The following is a 14,085-nucleotide window of genomic DNA, read 5'->3' on the forward strand; positions in this document are numbered from 1 at the left end:
GGACAATCTCGGCAGCCATAAGTCGGCAACCATCCGTCAATTGATCAAAGCCGCCGGTGCGCGCCTCTGGTTCCTGCCACCCTATTCGCCGGACCTCAATCCGATCGAACAAGCCTTTTCCAAGATCAAGCATTGGATGAGAAATGCACAAAAGCGCACCATCGAAGACACATGGCGTCATATCGGCAGGCTGGTCGAAACCATCCAGCCCGCCGAATGCCAAAACTATTTGGAAAACGCCGGATATGGTTCCGTTAAAAGGTGAAACGCTCTAAATCTAGAGTTGCTAATAGACCATACCAACACCGGACCAACAATCGTAATCGATCTTCAGCGGTTTTATCCTGTTCATGCAGGAGGAAGAGAATTTCAGTATGCTTTCACGTCGTTCTATTGTCCTCGGCGGAGTATCGGCAGTCTTCTCGACAAATCTGCTCGTTGAAAAGACTTTCGCAACCGCCCCTGCGGCTGAGGTCGAACCGTGGGCGCAAAAGCTGATTGCGGCAGCGGAAAGCCAGGTGGGAACGACGGCTCACTATGACCCCTCCTATACGCAGCTGAAATATCCCGGCGGGGACGTTCCTCTCGATCGAGGAGTCTGCACCGATGTCATCATCCGCGCCTATCGGCAGGGGTTGAATGCGGACCTGCAGGCCTTGGTCCACAACGATATGCGGAAAGCTTTCACGCAATATCCGAGAAACTGGGGCCTGAAGCGCCCCGACCCGAATATCGACCACCGTCGCGTGCCGAACCTTGCCGTATTTTTCAACAGGAGCAAAGCGGCCTTACCGGTTACAAAAGTTGCTGAGGATTATCGTCCCGGCGATCTCGTCGCGCAGATGCTTCCGGGAAACCTGCCGCATATAGCCATCGTTACACAGCGCTATAATGCCGAGGGCACACGTCTGTTGGTTGTTCACAATATTGGTGCGGGAACCCGGATTGAAGACCGGCTGTTTGAGTTTCCCATTACCGGTCACTTTCGCTACCGCGCAGATGCATGATCGCGAAGCCCGATCAGGGAAACTGACCGGGCTTCAATCAGGTCGATATTATTGTCCGCGTCTTGCAACTGCAGGCGCACCATCTGGTCCGAGCGATGCCACCCATTGAGTGATGGCGGCGATATCCTTTTCACCCAGCATATGATCCGCATCGATGGTGCGGGCATCGACGCGGGCGCCACCGGAGCGCAGAAGTGCGGAAAGCGCTGGCGCAAACGGTGAGTAGAGCTTGTCCTCTTCGCCTGTGATGGTCAGAACGCGCGCTTTGCTCAGATTGGCGACAGGGGCGTTATCCAGAACCGGCATCGAGCGCATCAGAATGGCGCGCTTCACCAGATCGGGGTGCAGCATCATGGTTGCAGCCAGAAGATTGGCGCCGTTCGAATAGCCCACGAAAGTTGCGTGGGTGAGGTCGAGGTCCTTGTCATCGGCCAGACGCGTCAAAAAGGTCACGAATGCATTGGCTTCGAGCTTCACGTCCTTCTGGTCGAACTTGACCGGCGAGATGCGCTTGTACCAGCGTGTACCGCCATCTTGCATCACGCGACCGCGAATGCCGAGCAGTGTGGCGCGCGGCCAGATCTTGGAAGCCAGCGGCACAAGGCTGGTTTCATTACCGCCCGAACCGTGCAGCAGGATCACCAGTTCATTCGAAGCATTTTCCGGTTTGTAGAAGCGATGAATGAACTGCTTGCTGCGCGAAAAATTCTGTTCCGGGGTCGTTTCCGTATCCATCTTCTTCTCGCGCATTGTCACGCCTTCACCCAGCTTGGGAGCGCCCTGCTCTTCTTTCATCGATGCAGCAATAGCGCTCAGAACCTTGCCCTGACCGTTCGTCGAAACGGGCTGTCCTTCGGCTAGAGCCGAGCCGGCCGCCACCGTGAATGCAGCTGCCGCCAAAGCGGCAATAAACATCTTCTTTACCATGATCTCAATATAGCCAATGAGACGTTAACGAAGGTTTGAAGGCAGCTCTTCCCGGGTGCGTCCCCACCCCTGCCGGCGATAATCACATGACCCGACACATCTCTCCGAAATCGCCCATGCTTTTGCAGGAAGCGCTTTCAGGATGCGCTAATGTAATGCCGTTAACAGCAGAGTTTTAGCGAGAATATGGCAGAATGCACGAAAAGTTACATTGTGTTACAATTCTGTTACGCCTTCACGCGATCTCAACAATGCGTGAACAACATCGTGTTCGCAAATTATCCATGCTTTTGACGCCTTTACGTGGGATCGTATCTGCAACAGCAGGCCAATCGTTTTGGAAGTGGGAGAGACTATGAGCAACTTCAAACCCGGGCGTTTTTCATCCGCCCGTCTCACTTATGATACGGTGACGCCCAAGAGCCTCTATCTGAACCGTCGCAACTTCATGGTCGGCGCGGGTGCGCTGGCCGCGGCTGGTGTTGCACCAACCGCCTTCGCCGAACCGCTCAAGGCGAAGGCTTCCGCCTATAAAGTCGATGAAAAGCTGACACCGCAGGATGCTGTCACGACCTACAATAATTTCTATGAATTCGGCACCGACAAGAGCGACCCTTCTGCCAATTCCGGCAGCTACAAGCCGCTGCCCTGGAAGCTGACCGTCGATGGCCTCGTGAAACAGCCGAAGGAATTCGACATTCAGGAACTGATTGCCAGGATGCCGCTTGAAGAACGCATCTATCGGATGCGCTGCGTCGAAGCATGGTCGATGGTCATTCCGTGGATCGGGTTTCCGCTCGCAAGCCTTCTGTCGCAGGTGGAGCCGCTTGGTTCCGCCAAATACATCGCCTTTACCGGCGTGGTGCGACCAGAAGAAATGCCGGGCCAGACCGGCCTCTTTCAGGTTCTCGACTGGCCCTATATCGAAGGCCTGCGTCTCGACGAAGCCAATCATCCGCTGACGATCCTTTCGGTCGGCCTTTACGGCGAGACATTGCCCAATGCGAACGGCGCGCCGATCCGGCTCGTGGTGCCCTGGAAATACGGTTTCAAGGGAATCAAGGCGATCACGAAGATCAGCTTTGTCGAAAAGCAGCCACCAACCTCATGGCAGCAGCAGGCCGCCAACGAATATGGCTTCTATGCCAATGTGAATCCGGAGGTCGATCATCCGCGCTGGAGCCAGGCGACCGAGCGGCGTATTGGCGAAGGCGGTTTTTTGGGTTCGGGCCGCCGCCCCACCTTGCCGTTCAACGGTTATGGCGAGGAAGTCGCCTCGCTTTATGCGGGCATGGACCTGAAGGTGAATTACTGACATGGCAGCAGCGGCCCAGACAGGCAAAAAGAAGACAGCTCGTCCCGGTGAATGGAAGATCTGGCTGCTTTATGCGGTCGGTTTCGTTCCGGCAGTCTGGACGTTCTATCTGGGCGCAAGCGGCAACCTTGGTGCCGATCCGGTCAAGACTTTCGAACACACGCTTGGCCTGTGGGCTCTGCGCTTTCTCATTCTGACCCTCATGGTAACGCCGATCCGCGACCTGACAGGCATGGCTTTTCTGCGCTACCGTCGGACGCTCGGCCTGCTCGCCTTCTATTATGCGCTGATGCACTTCGCCACCTATATGGTGCTGGATCAGGGCCTGAACATTTCCGCCATCGTCACCGATATCCTGCGACGGCCTTTCATCACCATCGGCATGATCAGTCTGGTCCTGCTGGTGCCGCTGGCGCTGACCTCCAACAACTGGTCGATCCGCAAGCTCGGCCGCCGCTGGAACAGCCTGCACAAGCTGGTCTATGTCGCAATCGGTGGGGGCGCGATCCATTTCATCATGTCGGTGAAAAGCTGGCCCGCCGAACCGGTCATCTATGCCGGGATCGTCAGCGCACTGCTTCTATGGCGTCTGGTGCGTCCGCACGCCCGCAACCGCAAGCCTGTTTCCCGCCCGCGCGGCGAAGCAATGGCAGTAAAGAAATAAGCCCTGATACACCAATAACTTTCTACGGTTTCTAATGTAGAAACTTAAATTTACTATTCTAACCGTTACCCCATGACATAGGGATGCAAATTATGTCAGTATCCCGCCGATTTCCGCACACAGAATAATTCCTGGCAGCGGCAACCGACGAATACGGAATGCATATGTCATCTCTCCTGAAATCGGCTCCCGTCCGCATCGCAGGCAAGTTCGTCTTCATTTTATTCGTCCTTATCTTTGCGATATGGGCCAGCTTTGCCATGTGGTTCCAGTTGCCCTTCGGCGATGCCATGCGCGGATCGATCATCGCCGTCTGGCTTCTGATCACTCTGGGCGTGATTGCAGGCGAAAGACATTACAGCTGCTGGCGCAGGCGACTGGTCTTCTGCCTTCTGGCGCTGGTGATGCTGGGGGCATGGTCCACAGTCCGCCCATCCCTCAACCGCATATGGGTGCCCGACGTCGCCCGCACGGTGACGGGAAAAATCAATGGCGACATCGTCACCCTTTCCAATGTCCGCGATTTCACCTGGCGAACGACAGAAGATTTTACGCCCAACTGGAAAGAGGAAACCTACGACCTCAGCAAAATTGCGACGGTGGACGTTTATCTGTCCTATTGGTCGGGCCCGGCAATCGCCCATACGCTTCTGTCATTCGGCTTCGAGGATGGCCGTCATGTGGTCTTTTCCGGCGAAATCCGCCGCGAACACCATGAAGTCTATTCGCCCATCGCCGGTTTCTTCCGCAAATATGAGCTGGCGATGATTGCCGCCGAAGAGCAGGACATCATTTATCTGCGCACCAATGTCCGCAAGGAAAACGTCTATCGCTACCGCGTGAAGCTGCCGCCGGTGGGCGCGCGCGAACTTTTCCTGTCCTATGTCGAGCTTGGCAATGAGCTGGCAGAGCAGCCGAAATTCTATAATACGCTGACCGCGAACTGCACCACGATCATCTTCCACATGGCGCGGGTGCTGGACCCGACCTTCCCGTTCGACTACCGCATCCTCCTGTCAGGCTACCTGCCCGGTTATCTGTACGATCACGGCTGGATCGAGAATGGCGGCACGCTGGAGGAAGCGCGCCAACGCGCGTCAATCGACGCAAGAGCGCTCGCGGGTGGACGCGACGGCTTTTCGCAACGTATCCGCGAATAAAAAAACCCGCCGAAACCGAAGCTTCGACGGGGTTCGCATCGATTTGAAGAAATTACACCGCAGCGGTGATGATGACTTCAACCTTGTAGTCTGGCGTTGCCAACGCTGCTTCGCCGGTGGCGCGGGCAGGCGTGTGAGCCGGATCGACCCATGCATCCCAGACAGCGTTCATTTCGCCAAAATCCTTCATATCGGCGAGCCAGATGATGGCCTGAAGGATCTTGGTCTTGTCGGAGCCCACTTCCTTGAGAAGGCGGTCCACCTCGGCCAGAACGGCCTTGGTCTGTTCGGTAACGCTGGCGCCCGGATTTCCCACCTGACCGGCGAGATAAACAGTGTTGCCGTGAATTACGGCCTGGCTCATGCGCGGGCCGACTCCAATGCGACGGATGCTCATGGTGAACTCCTCTCAATAATGCTCTTCTGCGGGACCAGTCCCGCATGTGAAAATGTTGCGCATCCTTATTAAAGCCCTAGTCTGCTTTGGCAATGCCAATGCCGGTCCGAATGATGCAATTTCAGTAAAAAGAACATTTCCAGCAAAAGTGCGAAGCGGTTTTGCGTGAGGATAATGCGACGAAACAAATACTTGGAGCAGTTCCAGCGACACCGCTCCAACTGGAACCGCTCCGAAGAGGAGGACAGCCATGTCGGAACCACTCGCCGAGATTTATCGCGACTATATTGCATGCCTGAACCGGCAGGACTGGGACGACCTCGGACTTTATGTGCACGAGGAGGCCATTCACAATGGCAGACCTTTGGGACTTGGCGGCTATCGCACGATGCTGGAACAGGATTTCGAGGCGATTCCCGACCTGCGCTTCAACATAGAATTGCTTGTCAGCGAGCCGCCCTATATTGCCAGCCGGCTTCAGTTCGACTGCACGCCGAAGGGGCTACTGTTCGGCCTCCCGGTCAACGGCAAACGGGTCCGGTTTGCAGAGAATGTCTTCTATGAATTCGAGAATACGCTCATAAGGAAAGTCTGGTCAGTCATCGATAAGGCAGCGATTGAAGCACAGCTGTGATCATATCAAGCATGTCTTTTTCCCATCGTAGCGGGATCAGAAATCAGTCCAGTGGACTGATTTACCCGCGAAGGCGGCTCCCACTTTTGGGAGACAAGCTTTAGCGCCCGTCACCATTGACTCTTTGCCCCCCTCCCCCTATAAGCCGCGTCACGTTCGCCCGCGCGGTTTTACGGATGGTTTTGTGCTGTCCGTCGCAAGGGACAAGAACCAGCTCCTGTTCAATAGAGCGTGATCCCGAAAAGTGGAAAACAGTTTTCGGACAAGATCGTGTTCAACGGAAAAACAGAATCAAGAAGGGCCGCACACCGCGGTATTAAATAAATGAAGCGCACTTACCAGCCATCCAAGATCGTCCGCAAGCGTCGTCACGGTTTCCGTGCACGCATGGCAACCACCGGCGGCCGCAAGGTTCTCACCGCTCGCCGTTCGCGCGGCCGTAAGCGGCTTTCCGCTTAATCTTTTCCCGCGCTGCAGCGCGGTGAATAAAGAAATGAACAAGCCGAAACAAATACTCCGCCTTCGCAAGAGAGCGGAGTTTTTGGCTTTGAGGAATGGTGAAAAGCGACGTGGTCCACTGTTTCTTCTCGAAGTCCGCGAGCGGACCGAAGAAGAATCGCAAACCGCCAAAATCGGCGAAAAACCCCGTGCAGGTTTCACCGTAACGAAGAAAAACGGCAACGCCGTGATACGAAACCGCATCCGCCGCAGGCTGAGAGAAGCGGTTCGTTGTCACGCAGGGCGTGACATGGCGCCTTCGACCGACTATGTGATCGTAGCGCGCGAGCAAGCCCTCACTGCGCCCTTTTCGCGACTGACCGAAGAACTCTCCCGCCGCATCAAGGCGAAGGGTGAACGGCGGGGCGATGGGAAACGCCGAACGGAAAGACCGGAATCAGGACCCGTCAATGGAAAATAATCGTAATTTCTTCATCACCATTGCCCTGTCCATCCTCGTGCTAACGCTGTGGCAAGTGTTTTATCTGGGTCCGAAAACGGAAGCCCAGCGGGAGCAGGCACGCATTGAGGAGCAGCAGCAGCAGAAACAACAGGCGACGCAACAACAGGCGCAAAGTGGCGACACGCCGCAGATGCCCGCCACGTCCGGAAATATTCCCGGCCATAGCGATGTTGCAGCCGCTGGCGGCACGCTGACCCGCGAGGCAGCCGTTGCCCAGACGCAGCGCGTCGAAATCGATACGCCTTCGCTGCGCGGTTCGATCAACCTGACCGGCGCGCGCCTCGATGATCTCTTCCTGAAGAGATATCACGAGACCGTCGATGATAATTCGCCTCAGATCGAACTGCTCGCACCCTCGGCGCTGAAGCAGGGCTATTTCGTCGAACTCGGCTTCACCGGCAACGACACGACCGGCCCGGTTCCGGGTCCGAACACGGTCTGGACCGTGGAAGGCAACAACAAGCTGACGCCATCCACGCCGGTCACGCTGACCTATACCAACGAGAAGAACATCACCTTCAAGCGCGTCATTTCGGTCGACGACGCCTATATGTTCGCTGTTGAAGACACGATCACCAACAATACCGGCGCGCCGATCTCGCTGGCCTCCTATGGCCGCGTGACCCGTTTCAACCAGCCGGAACATGCCAGCGCCACCTATGTGCTTCATGAAGGCCTGATCGGCGTCATGGGTCAGGACGGCCTGCAGGAAATCAAGTATTCCAAGGTCGAGGACGACAAGGACATCTCGTTCAAGGACGTGAGCGGTGGCTGGCTCGGCATCACCGACAAGTACTGGGCGGCAACGCTCGTTCCGCCGCAGGACGAAAAGTTCACCGGTCGCTTCTCGCATTTCACCAATGATCGCCCGCGCTACCAGACCGACTTCCTCGGCGCGCCGATGACCATTGCACCCGGCCAGGCACAGACGCTGAAGAACCACGTCTTCGCCGGTGCGAAAGTCGTTTCCAACATCAAGGCCTATGAAGAAAAGCTCGGTATCAAGCAGTTCGAACTGCTGATCGACTGGGGCTGGTTCTACTTCATCACCAAGCCGATGTTCTACCTCATCGACTGGATCTACAAGTTCTCGGGCAATTTCGGCGTCGCCATCCTGGTCGTCACCGTTCTCCTCAAGGGCCTGTTCTTCCCGCTTGCCAACAAGTCGTACAAGTCGATGGCACGCATGAAGCTGGTGCAGCCGAAGCTCACTGAAATTCGCGAGAAATATGCGGATGACAAGATGAAGCAGCAGCAGGAAATGATGCGGCTCTACAAGGAAGAGAAGATCAATCCTCTCGCCGGTTGCTGGCCGGTGCTGGTGCAGATTCCGGTGTTCTTCGCACTCTACAAGGTGCTCTATGTTACCATCGAAATGCGCCATGCGCCGTTCTTCGGCTGGATTCAGGATCTTGCAGCGCCCGATCCGACCTCGCTCTTCAACCTGTTCGGCCTCTTGCCTTTCGGCGTGCCGCACTTCCTGATGATCGGCGTCTGGCCGCTCCTGATGGGCATTACCATGTTCCTGCAGATGCGCATGAACCCGACGCCTCCGGATCCGACACAGGCTGCCATCTTCACCTGGATGCCAGTGATCTTCACCTTCATGCTGGCTTCGTTCCCGGCTGGTCTCGTGATCTACTGGGCATGGAACAACCTGCTCTCCATTACGCAGCAGGGCATCATCATGAAGCGCCAGGGCGTGAAGATCGAGCTCTTCGACAATCTCAAGGGCCTCTTCAAGCGAAAGCCGAAAGAGGCGAAGAAATAGACTTGAAAGAACCCCGCTTCGGCGGGGTTTTTTTGCCTTCATGTTGACAATACGGCTCATAACATTGATGCGTGTACACAAGAGAACATACCGACCGGGACAGAACCATTGAACCAGCAGGATAAGAAGCAGGCGGCGATCAGGGCCGCTCAGGCAGCGGCGGATGCGGTCCGGGAAGTCCAGGCGGCACTCATCGAGGAAGGACGCCTGCTTTTCAAGAAATCGTGGATCTTCATCCGTGGCGTGCCGTCGATGAAATTCCTGCCGCCGGAAGGTCCGGTCGAAATCGCTTTCGCAGGCCGCTCCAATGTTGGCAAGTCGTCACTGATCAACGCGCTCGTCAACAAGAAGGGCCTTGCGCGTACATCCAATACGCCGGGCCGCACGCAGGAACTGAACTATTTCGTGCCGGACGGCTATTCCGGCGAAAACGGCGATCTGCCACCGCTCGCACTGGTCGACATGCCGGGCTACGGTTTCGCCGAAGCACCGAAAGCACAGGTCGATGCCTGGACGCGCCTTGTGTTCGATTATCTGCGCGGACGCACCACGCTGAAACGTGTCTATGTGCTGATCGATGCCCGCCATGGCATCAAGAAGAACGACGCGGAAGTGCTCGATCTTCTTGATAAGGCGGCCGTCTCCTACCAGATCGTGCTCACCAAGATCGACAAGATCAAGCCCGCAGGCGTACCGCGCCTTCTGGAAGAAACGCACAAGCTTACCTACAAGCGCGCCGCCTGCTTTCCGGGCATCATCGCGACCTCGTCGGAAAAAGGCGAAGGCCTCGACGAGCTGCGTGCAGCAATCGCATTGCTTATCAAGGAAGCCTGATACTATCTATTCTCACGCATGTCCTAATCCCAAAACCGGTTCCCACTTTTGGGGACATGCTCTAGCTCGGGCAGCTTTCCGGCTGCCCGTCCAGCCCTTGATTGAGGCGCTCGAAACGAGCGCTTACATGCCCCTCGCCGCGCTTGATACGCAGCACATAGATGCTGTCGAAATCATTGCCGCGCCATTTCGGCACCGCAGCTTTATCTCCGCCATTGTCCTTGAGCAGATTTCTGGCCAGCTTGTAGAGCTGCTTGTGTTCCCAGCCGACCAGTATCGTCGCATTGCTGTATTGCGGCTGCCCAAGTACCGCCTGCAATTTGCCGATCTCGTCATAGCCGAAGCGCGTATCGACCGGCATCTGAAAACGGATGGCGGTCGGCTCCACCGTCGCCAGCGGTCGGTTATAGGCATAGGAAATGCCACTATCCTTCTTTTCCTTGGCAGGATCGGGCGCGAAAATGGCATCGGGCTTGCCGAAATCTTTTGCAATGACGGCAGGCAGTTTCAAGGAACGATTGAGCCCACGACAGCTGAGCTGTCCCATGCCACCTTTGGGCTTTTCTCCATGCCGGATGAGGATGATCGTTTCAGTCGTTGCTGCAGGCGCAGCATAGGATGTTGATGTGCCAAGCAGGCAGGCAAGAACAGTGAGGAATATTTTGCGCATGATGCGGTCTCTGAAAATCATTCCGGGTAAAAACCTGCATAGAGCGCAGACCAGCTTTTTGTTGGGCAGGTTTCGGGCCGCAAATTCAAATAATCGCGACCCGGTAAGTGAAAAATAAGCATCTGCGGATTCCAATTGCGATAAATCCGGTCTAGAAAAGCCTGCCTCTTTTTGCCCTGTCGCCAGCCATGGAGCCCGCGATGACGACACTTGAAAATCCCGAAATGCAAGCGCAACTCCTATCCGCGGCCCTGCCCTATATGCAGCGCTACGAGAACAAGCATGTCGTTGTGAAATATGGCGGCCACGCCATGGGCAATCCGGAACTGGGCAAGGCCTTCGCGCGCGATATCGCGCTTCTGAAGCAATCGGGCATCAATCCGATTGTCGTGCATGGCGGCGGCCCGCAGATTCAGGCCATGCTGACCAAGCTCGGTATCGAATCCCGCTTCGAAGGCGGCTTGCGCGTCACCGACGAAAAGACCGTCGAAGTGGTGGAAATGGTTCTGGCCGGTTCCATCAACAAGGAAATCGTCGCCCTCATCAATGCCGAAGGCGAATGGGCAATCGGTCTTTGCGGCAAGGACGGCAACATGGTCTTTGCGCAGAAGGCGCACAAGACCGTCATCGATCCCGATTCCAATATCGAGAAAGTGCTGGACCTCGGCTTCGTCGGTGAGCCGGCGGAAGTCGACCGCACCCTGCTCGATCTTCTGGCGCGCTCCGAAATGATCCCGGTCATTGCACCGGTCGCACCGGGTCGCGACGGCCATACCTACAATATCAACGCCGACACGTTTGCAGGCGCGATTGCCGGTGCGCTCGCCGCAACGCGCCTCCTGTTCCTGACCGATGTTCCGGGCGTGCTGGACAAGGACAAGAACCTCATCAAGGAACTGTCCGTTGCCGATGCGCAGGCGCTCATCAAGGACGGCACCATTTCCGGCGGCATGATCCCCAAGGTGGAAACCTGCATCGAAGCAATCCGCCGGGGCGTCGAAGGCGTTGTCATTCTGAATGGCAAGACCCCGCATTCCGTGCTGCTGGAGCTTTTCACCGAACATGGTGCCGGCACCTTGATCGTGCCTTAAGGATCGACCATGACCGATATTCCGGACAGAGCTGCCTTCGCCCATGTCACTGACTGGGTGTTCGACCTCGACAACACGCTCTACCCGCACGCCGCCAATCTGTTCTCGCAGATCGACGTGAAGATGACGAGCTATGTCGAGACTTTGCTGAAGCTGCCGCGTGACGAAGCGCGCAAGATTCAGAAGCAGTTCTATCTGGAATATGGCACCACGCTGAAAGGTCTGATGGAGTGCCATCAGATCGATCCGGACGATTTTCTGAGGCAAGTCCATGATATCGACTATTCCTGGCTGACGCCCGATCCGGCGTTGGGACGGGCGATCAAGGCACTGCCGGGCCGTCGTTTCATCTTCACCAATGGTGACCGCGGCCATGCCGAACGCGCTGCCAGCCAGCTCGGAATTCTCGATGATTTCGACGATATTTTCGACATCGTCGCAGCTGGCCTGACACCGAAGCCTGAACGGGTCACCTATGACCGCTTCCTCGGCGCCTTCGGCATCGATGCGGGCAAGGCCGTGATGTTCGAGGATCTGGCGCGCAATCTGGTCGTTCCCAAAGCCCTCGGCATGAAAACGGTGCTGGTCGTGCCGAACAATTTTGAGCCTACATTCTCCGAAATATGGGAAAGCGATCCCGAGTTCACCGATCAGGTGGACTATGTGACCGATAATCTGACCCGGTTTCTGGAAGAAATCATTGCACGAAGATAGGCATTTCACCGGCCTTGAAAAACGCATCGACAAGGCCGCCCACCGCATTCTCGACAATCTGCCCCGTCACCGGATCAGCGATGCGCTAATCGAGTTTCTGGTTTTCGGGTTGAAACAGGCATGGGCCTGCCTTTTCGGGGGCGCCATGCTGGCGCTCATCATCCTCACCCGCTGGTTCTGGCCGGATGGCGGCGCGGGGTTTATCACGCGCTACGATTTCCTGTTCCTGTCCGCCCTTGCGATCCAGCTTACCATGCTGGTCTTCAAGCTGGAGGAGTGGGAGGAAGCCAAGGTCATCCTCATCTTCCATGTTGTCGGCACAGCGATGGAAGTGTTCAAGACCCATGCCGGTTCATGGGTCTATCCCGAGGAGAATTTCTTCCGCATTGGCGGCGTTCCTCTGTTTTCCGGCTTCATGTATGCGGCTGTCGGCTCCTACATGGCGCGCATCAATCGCATCTTCGATATAAGGCTGAACCACTATCCACCGCTCTGGATGACCGTTGTTCTGGCCGCCGCGATCTATATCAATTTCTTCGCGCACCACTTCATCTGGGATATGCGCTGGCTGCTGTTTGCTGCGACCTTCGTCCTTTTCTGGCGCACGACGATGCATTACCGCGTCTTCCGCTTCCGGCACAAAATGCCGTTGCTGGTCGCCTTTCTGCTGACCTCGCTCTTCATCTGGATTGCCGAGAACATCGGCACATGGTCGAAGGCCTGGCTTTATCCGAACCAGCGCAATGGCTGGGAACTCGTTTCAATGAGCAAGCTCGGCTCGTGGTATCTCCTGATGATTATCTCGGTCGTGCTGGTGACACTCGTTCACCGCCCTCGTGCCTATGACGAAAACGAAAACGCCCGGTCTTAAGAAAACCGGGCGCGATTCCATCAGTCCCTCAGGACACAATCAGAGATTGTAAAAATCCTTGATCTGCTTCCCAGGCTTCGTCGGCGGTTTCGACAAAGTTAAGCAGTTCGATATCGGCAGGCGAAATCGTGCCCTGCTCAGCCAGAAACTCGATATTGATCGCCTTGGTCCAGAACTCCTTACCGAACAGGATCAGCGGCACGCGCTCCATACGGTTGGTCTGGATCAGCGTCATCGCCTCGAAAAGCTCGTCCATCGTTCCAAAGCCGCCGGGGAACACGCAGATCGCCTTGGCGCGCATCAGGAAGTGCATCTTGCGGATCGCAAAATAATGGAAGTTGAAGCAAAGGTCAGGCGTAACATAAGCGTTGGGCGCCTGTTCGTGCGGCAGCACAATATTGAGACCGATCGTCGGCGCACCGACATCGGCTGCACCGCGATTGCCCGCTTCCATGACGCCGGGACCACCGCCCGTCACCACGATGAATTCGCGATAATAGGTCGTCGCGGAATATTCGGAGCAAAGCCGCGCAAATTTGCGCGCTTCTTCGTAATAATGCGCATTAGCTTCAAGGTTCTTCTTCTGAACCTCGTTCTTGGCTGCCCATGCCTCGCCGCCGGGCTCGGGAATGCGCGCACCACCAAACATGACGACAGTGGACTTGATACCCCGGTCGGCCAGAATCATTTCAGGTTTCAGAAGCTCAAGCTGCAGCCGGATCGGCCGCAGTTCGCGCCGCGTCAGGAAATCATCGTCCGTGAAAGCAAGGCGATAAGCAGGGGCTTCGGTCTGTGGCGTCTGCGGTACGGTGCGCGCCTGCTTGACCGCTTCCTCAGAATTCGGGAATGGCGTCCAGCCAGACTTCTCCATCGGGTTCATGCTCTCACCTGCTCCTTCATTATCGCCATTCAACGCGTAATACCAGGGCGCTGAGATGCTGACGCATCACGCCCTGAAAATGCTCAATTGCCGCACGGGCTTATCCAAAACTCGATGAGTCAAGCTCATCGGGTTTTGGTATAACAGCATCCATTCTGGCGCTAAATGCTTAATCTGTCTCAAACGTGG

Annotated in this window: 16 protein-coding genes and 1 pseudogene; 13 read left to right on the forward strand and 4 right to left on the reverse strand. The window is 56.2% G+C overall.

Annotated elements, in window-relative coordinates; genetic code table 11:
- Both AAE521_RS21300 and AAE521_RS21305 read left to right on the forward strand, forming a co-directional pair.
- Window positions 1-265 (forward strand): transposase (locus tag AAE521_RS21300; protein WP_342061607.1); only part of this gene is annotated, 265 nt, incomplete at its 5' end.
- A 109-nt stretch (window positions 266-374) separates the two neighbouring features.
- Window positions 375-1,007: a DUF1287 domain-containing protein gene (locus AAE521_RS21305; protein WP_342062390.1), complete on the forward strand. Its 633-nt coding sequence runs from the start codon at window positions 375-377 to the stop codon at window positions 1,005-1,007.
- A gap of 48 nt (window positions 1,008-1,055) precedes the next feature.
- Here the strand turns inward: AAE521_RS21305 and AAE521_RS21310 are convergent, their stop codons facing one another.
- Complete coding sequence (locus AAE521_RS21310) at window positions 1,056-1,934, reverse strand: alpha/beta hydrolase (RefSeq protein ID WP_010659437.1); 879 nt, start codon at window positions 1,932-1,934, stop codon at window positions 1,056-1,058.
- A 355-nt stretch (window positions 1,935-2,289) separates the two neighbouring features.
- On the opposite strand from AAE521_RS21310, the gene msrP reads away from it, so the two are divergent.
- The 3 genes from msrP to AAE521_RS21325 all read left to right on the forward strand — a co-directional run bounded on the left by msrP (window position 2,290) and on the right by AAE521_RS21325 (window position 5,073).
- On the forward strand, window positions 2,290-3,249 hold the full coding sequence (msrP, locus tag AAE521_RS21315; protein ID WP_342062391.1) for a protein-methionine-sulfoxide reductase catalytic subunit MsrP: 960 nt from the start codon (window positions 2,290-2,292) through the stop codon (window positions 3,247-3,249).
- A gap of 1 nt (window position 3,250) precedes the next feature.
- A complete protein-coding gene (gene msrQ, locus AAE521_RS21320) occupies window positions 3,251-3,913 on the forward strand; it encodes a protein-methionine-sulfoxide reductase heme-binding subunit MsrQ (RefSeq protein ID WP_342062392.1) in 663 nt (220 codons plus the stop codon).
- A gap of 164 nt (window positions 3,914-4,077) precedes the next feature.
- Window positions 4,078-5,073 carry an Lnb N-terminal periplasmic domain-containing protein gene (locus AAE521_RS21325; RefSeq protein ID WP_342062393.1) on the forward strand — a complete coding sequence of 332 codons (996 nt, stop codon included), beginning with the start codon at window positions 4,078-4,080 and terminating at the stop codon, window positions 5,071-5,073.
- Window positions 5,074-5,125: 52 nt separating this feature from the next.
- On the opposite strand, the gene AAE521_RS21330 is transcribed toward AAE521_RS21325, so the two are convergent.
- Window positions 5,126-5,470, reverse strand: a complete 345-nt coding sequence (locus tag AAE521_RS21330; protein WP_071632572.1) for a RidA family protein — start codon at window positions 5,468-5,470, stop codon at window positions 5,126-5,128.
- Window positions 5,471-5,720: 250 nt separating this feature from the next.
- On the opposite strand from AAE521_RS21330, the gene AAE521_RS21335 reads away from it, so the two are divergent.
- The 5 genes from AAE521_RS21335 to yihA all read left to right on the forward strand — a co-directional run bounded on the left by AAE521_RS21335 (window position 5,721) and on the right by yihA (window position 9,670).
- Window positions 5,721-6,104, forward strand: coding sequence for an ester cyclase (locus tag AAE521_RS21335; protein ID WP_012091447.1), 384 nt, complete (start codon window positions 5,721-5,723; stop codon window positions 6,102-6,104).
- 324 nt (window positions 6,105-6,428) lie between these two features.
- Window positions 6,429-6,563, forward strand: a complete 135-nt coding sequence (rpmH, locus tag AAE521_RS21340) for a 50S ribosomal protein L34 (protein ID WP_010659431.1) — start codon at window positions 6,429-6,431, stop codon at window positions 6,561-6,563.
- Between the two features lie 34 nt (window positions 6,564-6,597).
- Window positions 6,598-7,023, forward strand: a complete 426-nt coding sequence (gene rnpA, locus AAE521_RS21345; RefSeq protein WP_010659430.1) for a ribonuclease P protein component — start codon at window positions 6,598-6,600, stop codon at window positions 7,021-7,023.
- Window positions 7,013-8,836, forward strand: a complete 1,824-nt coding sequence (gene yidC / locus AAE521_RS21350; RefSeq protein ID WP_010659429.1) for a membrane protein insertase YidC — start codon at window positions 7,013-7,015, stop codon at window positions 8,834-8,836. The genes rnpA and yidC overlap by 11 nt, the downstream gene beginning before the upstream one ends.
- 192 nt (window positions 8,837-9,028) lie before the next feature.
- Window positions 9,029-9,670, forward strand: a complete 642-nt coding sequence (gene yihA, locus AAE521_RS21355) for a ribosome biogenesis GTP-binding protein YihA/YsxC (protein ID WP_374865206.1) — start codon at window positions 9,029-9,031, stop codon at window positions 9,668-9,670.
- Window positions 9,671-9,731: 61 nt separating this feature from the next.
- Here the strand turns inward: yihA and AAE521_RS21360 are convergent, their stop codons facing one another.
- Entirely contained in the window at window positions 9,732-10,340 is a 609-nt protein-coding gene (locus AAE521_RS21360; RefSeq protein ID WP_342062394.1) for a hypothetical protein, read from the reverse strand.
- 200 nt (window positions 10,341-10,540) lie between these two features.
- On the opposite strand from AAE521_RS21360, the gene argB reads away from it, so the two are divergent.
- Genes argB through AAE521_RS21375 form a run of 3 tightly spaced genes read left to right on the forward strand, consistent with a single transcriptional unit; the run spans window position 10,541 to window position 13,016 of the window.
- A complete protein-coding gene (gene argB, locus AAE521_RS21365; protein ID WP_010659426.1) occupies window positions 10,541-11,431 on the forward strand; it encodes an acetylglutamate kinase in 891 nt (296 codons plus the stop codon).
- Window positions 11,432-11,440: 9 nt separating this feature from the next.
- Window positions 11,441-12,145, forward strand: coding sequence for a pyrimidine 5'-nucleotidase (locus AAE521_RS21370; protein ID WP_071632570.1), 705 nt, complete (start codon window positions 11,441-11,443; stop codon window positions 12,143-12,145).
- Window positions 12,132-13,016, forward strand: coding sequence for a DUF817 domain-containing protein (locus AAE521_RS21375; RefSeq protein WP_071632569.1), 885 nt, complete (start codon window positions 12,132-12,134; stop codon window positions 13,014-13,016). Before AAE521_RS21370 ends, AAE521_RS21375 begins: the two co-directional genes overlap by 14 nt.
- A gap of 39 nt (window positions 13,017-13,055) precedes the next feature.
- Here the strand turns inward: AAE521_RS21375 and AAE521_RS21380 are convergent.
- Window positions 13,056-13,896, reverse strand: a pseudogene (locus AAE521_RS21380) (LOG family protein).
- Window positions 13,897-14,085 lie beyond the last annotated feature (189 nt).

The sequence above is a fragment of the Brucella cytisi genome, from assembly GCF_038433355.1.
GTDB classification, from domain to species: Bacteria; Pseudomonadota; Alphaproteobacteria; order Rhizobiales; family Rhizobiaceae; genus Brucella; species Brucella cytisi.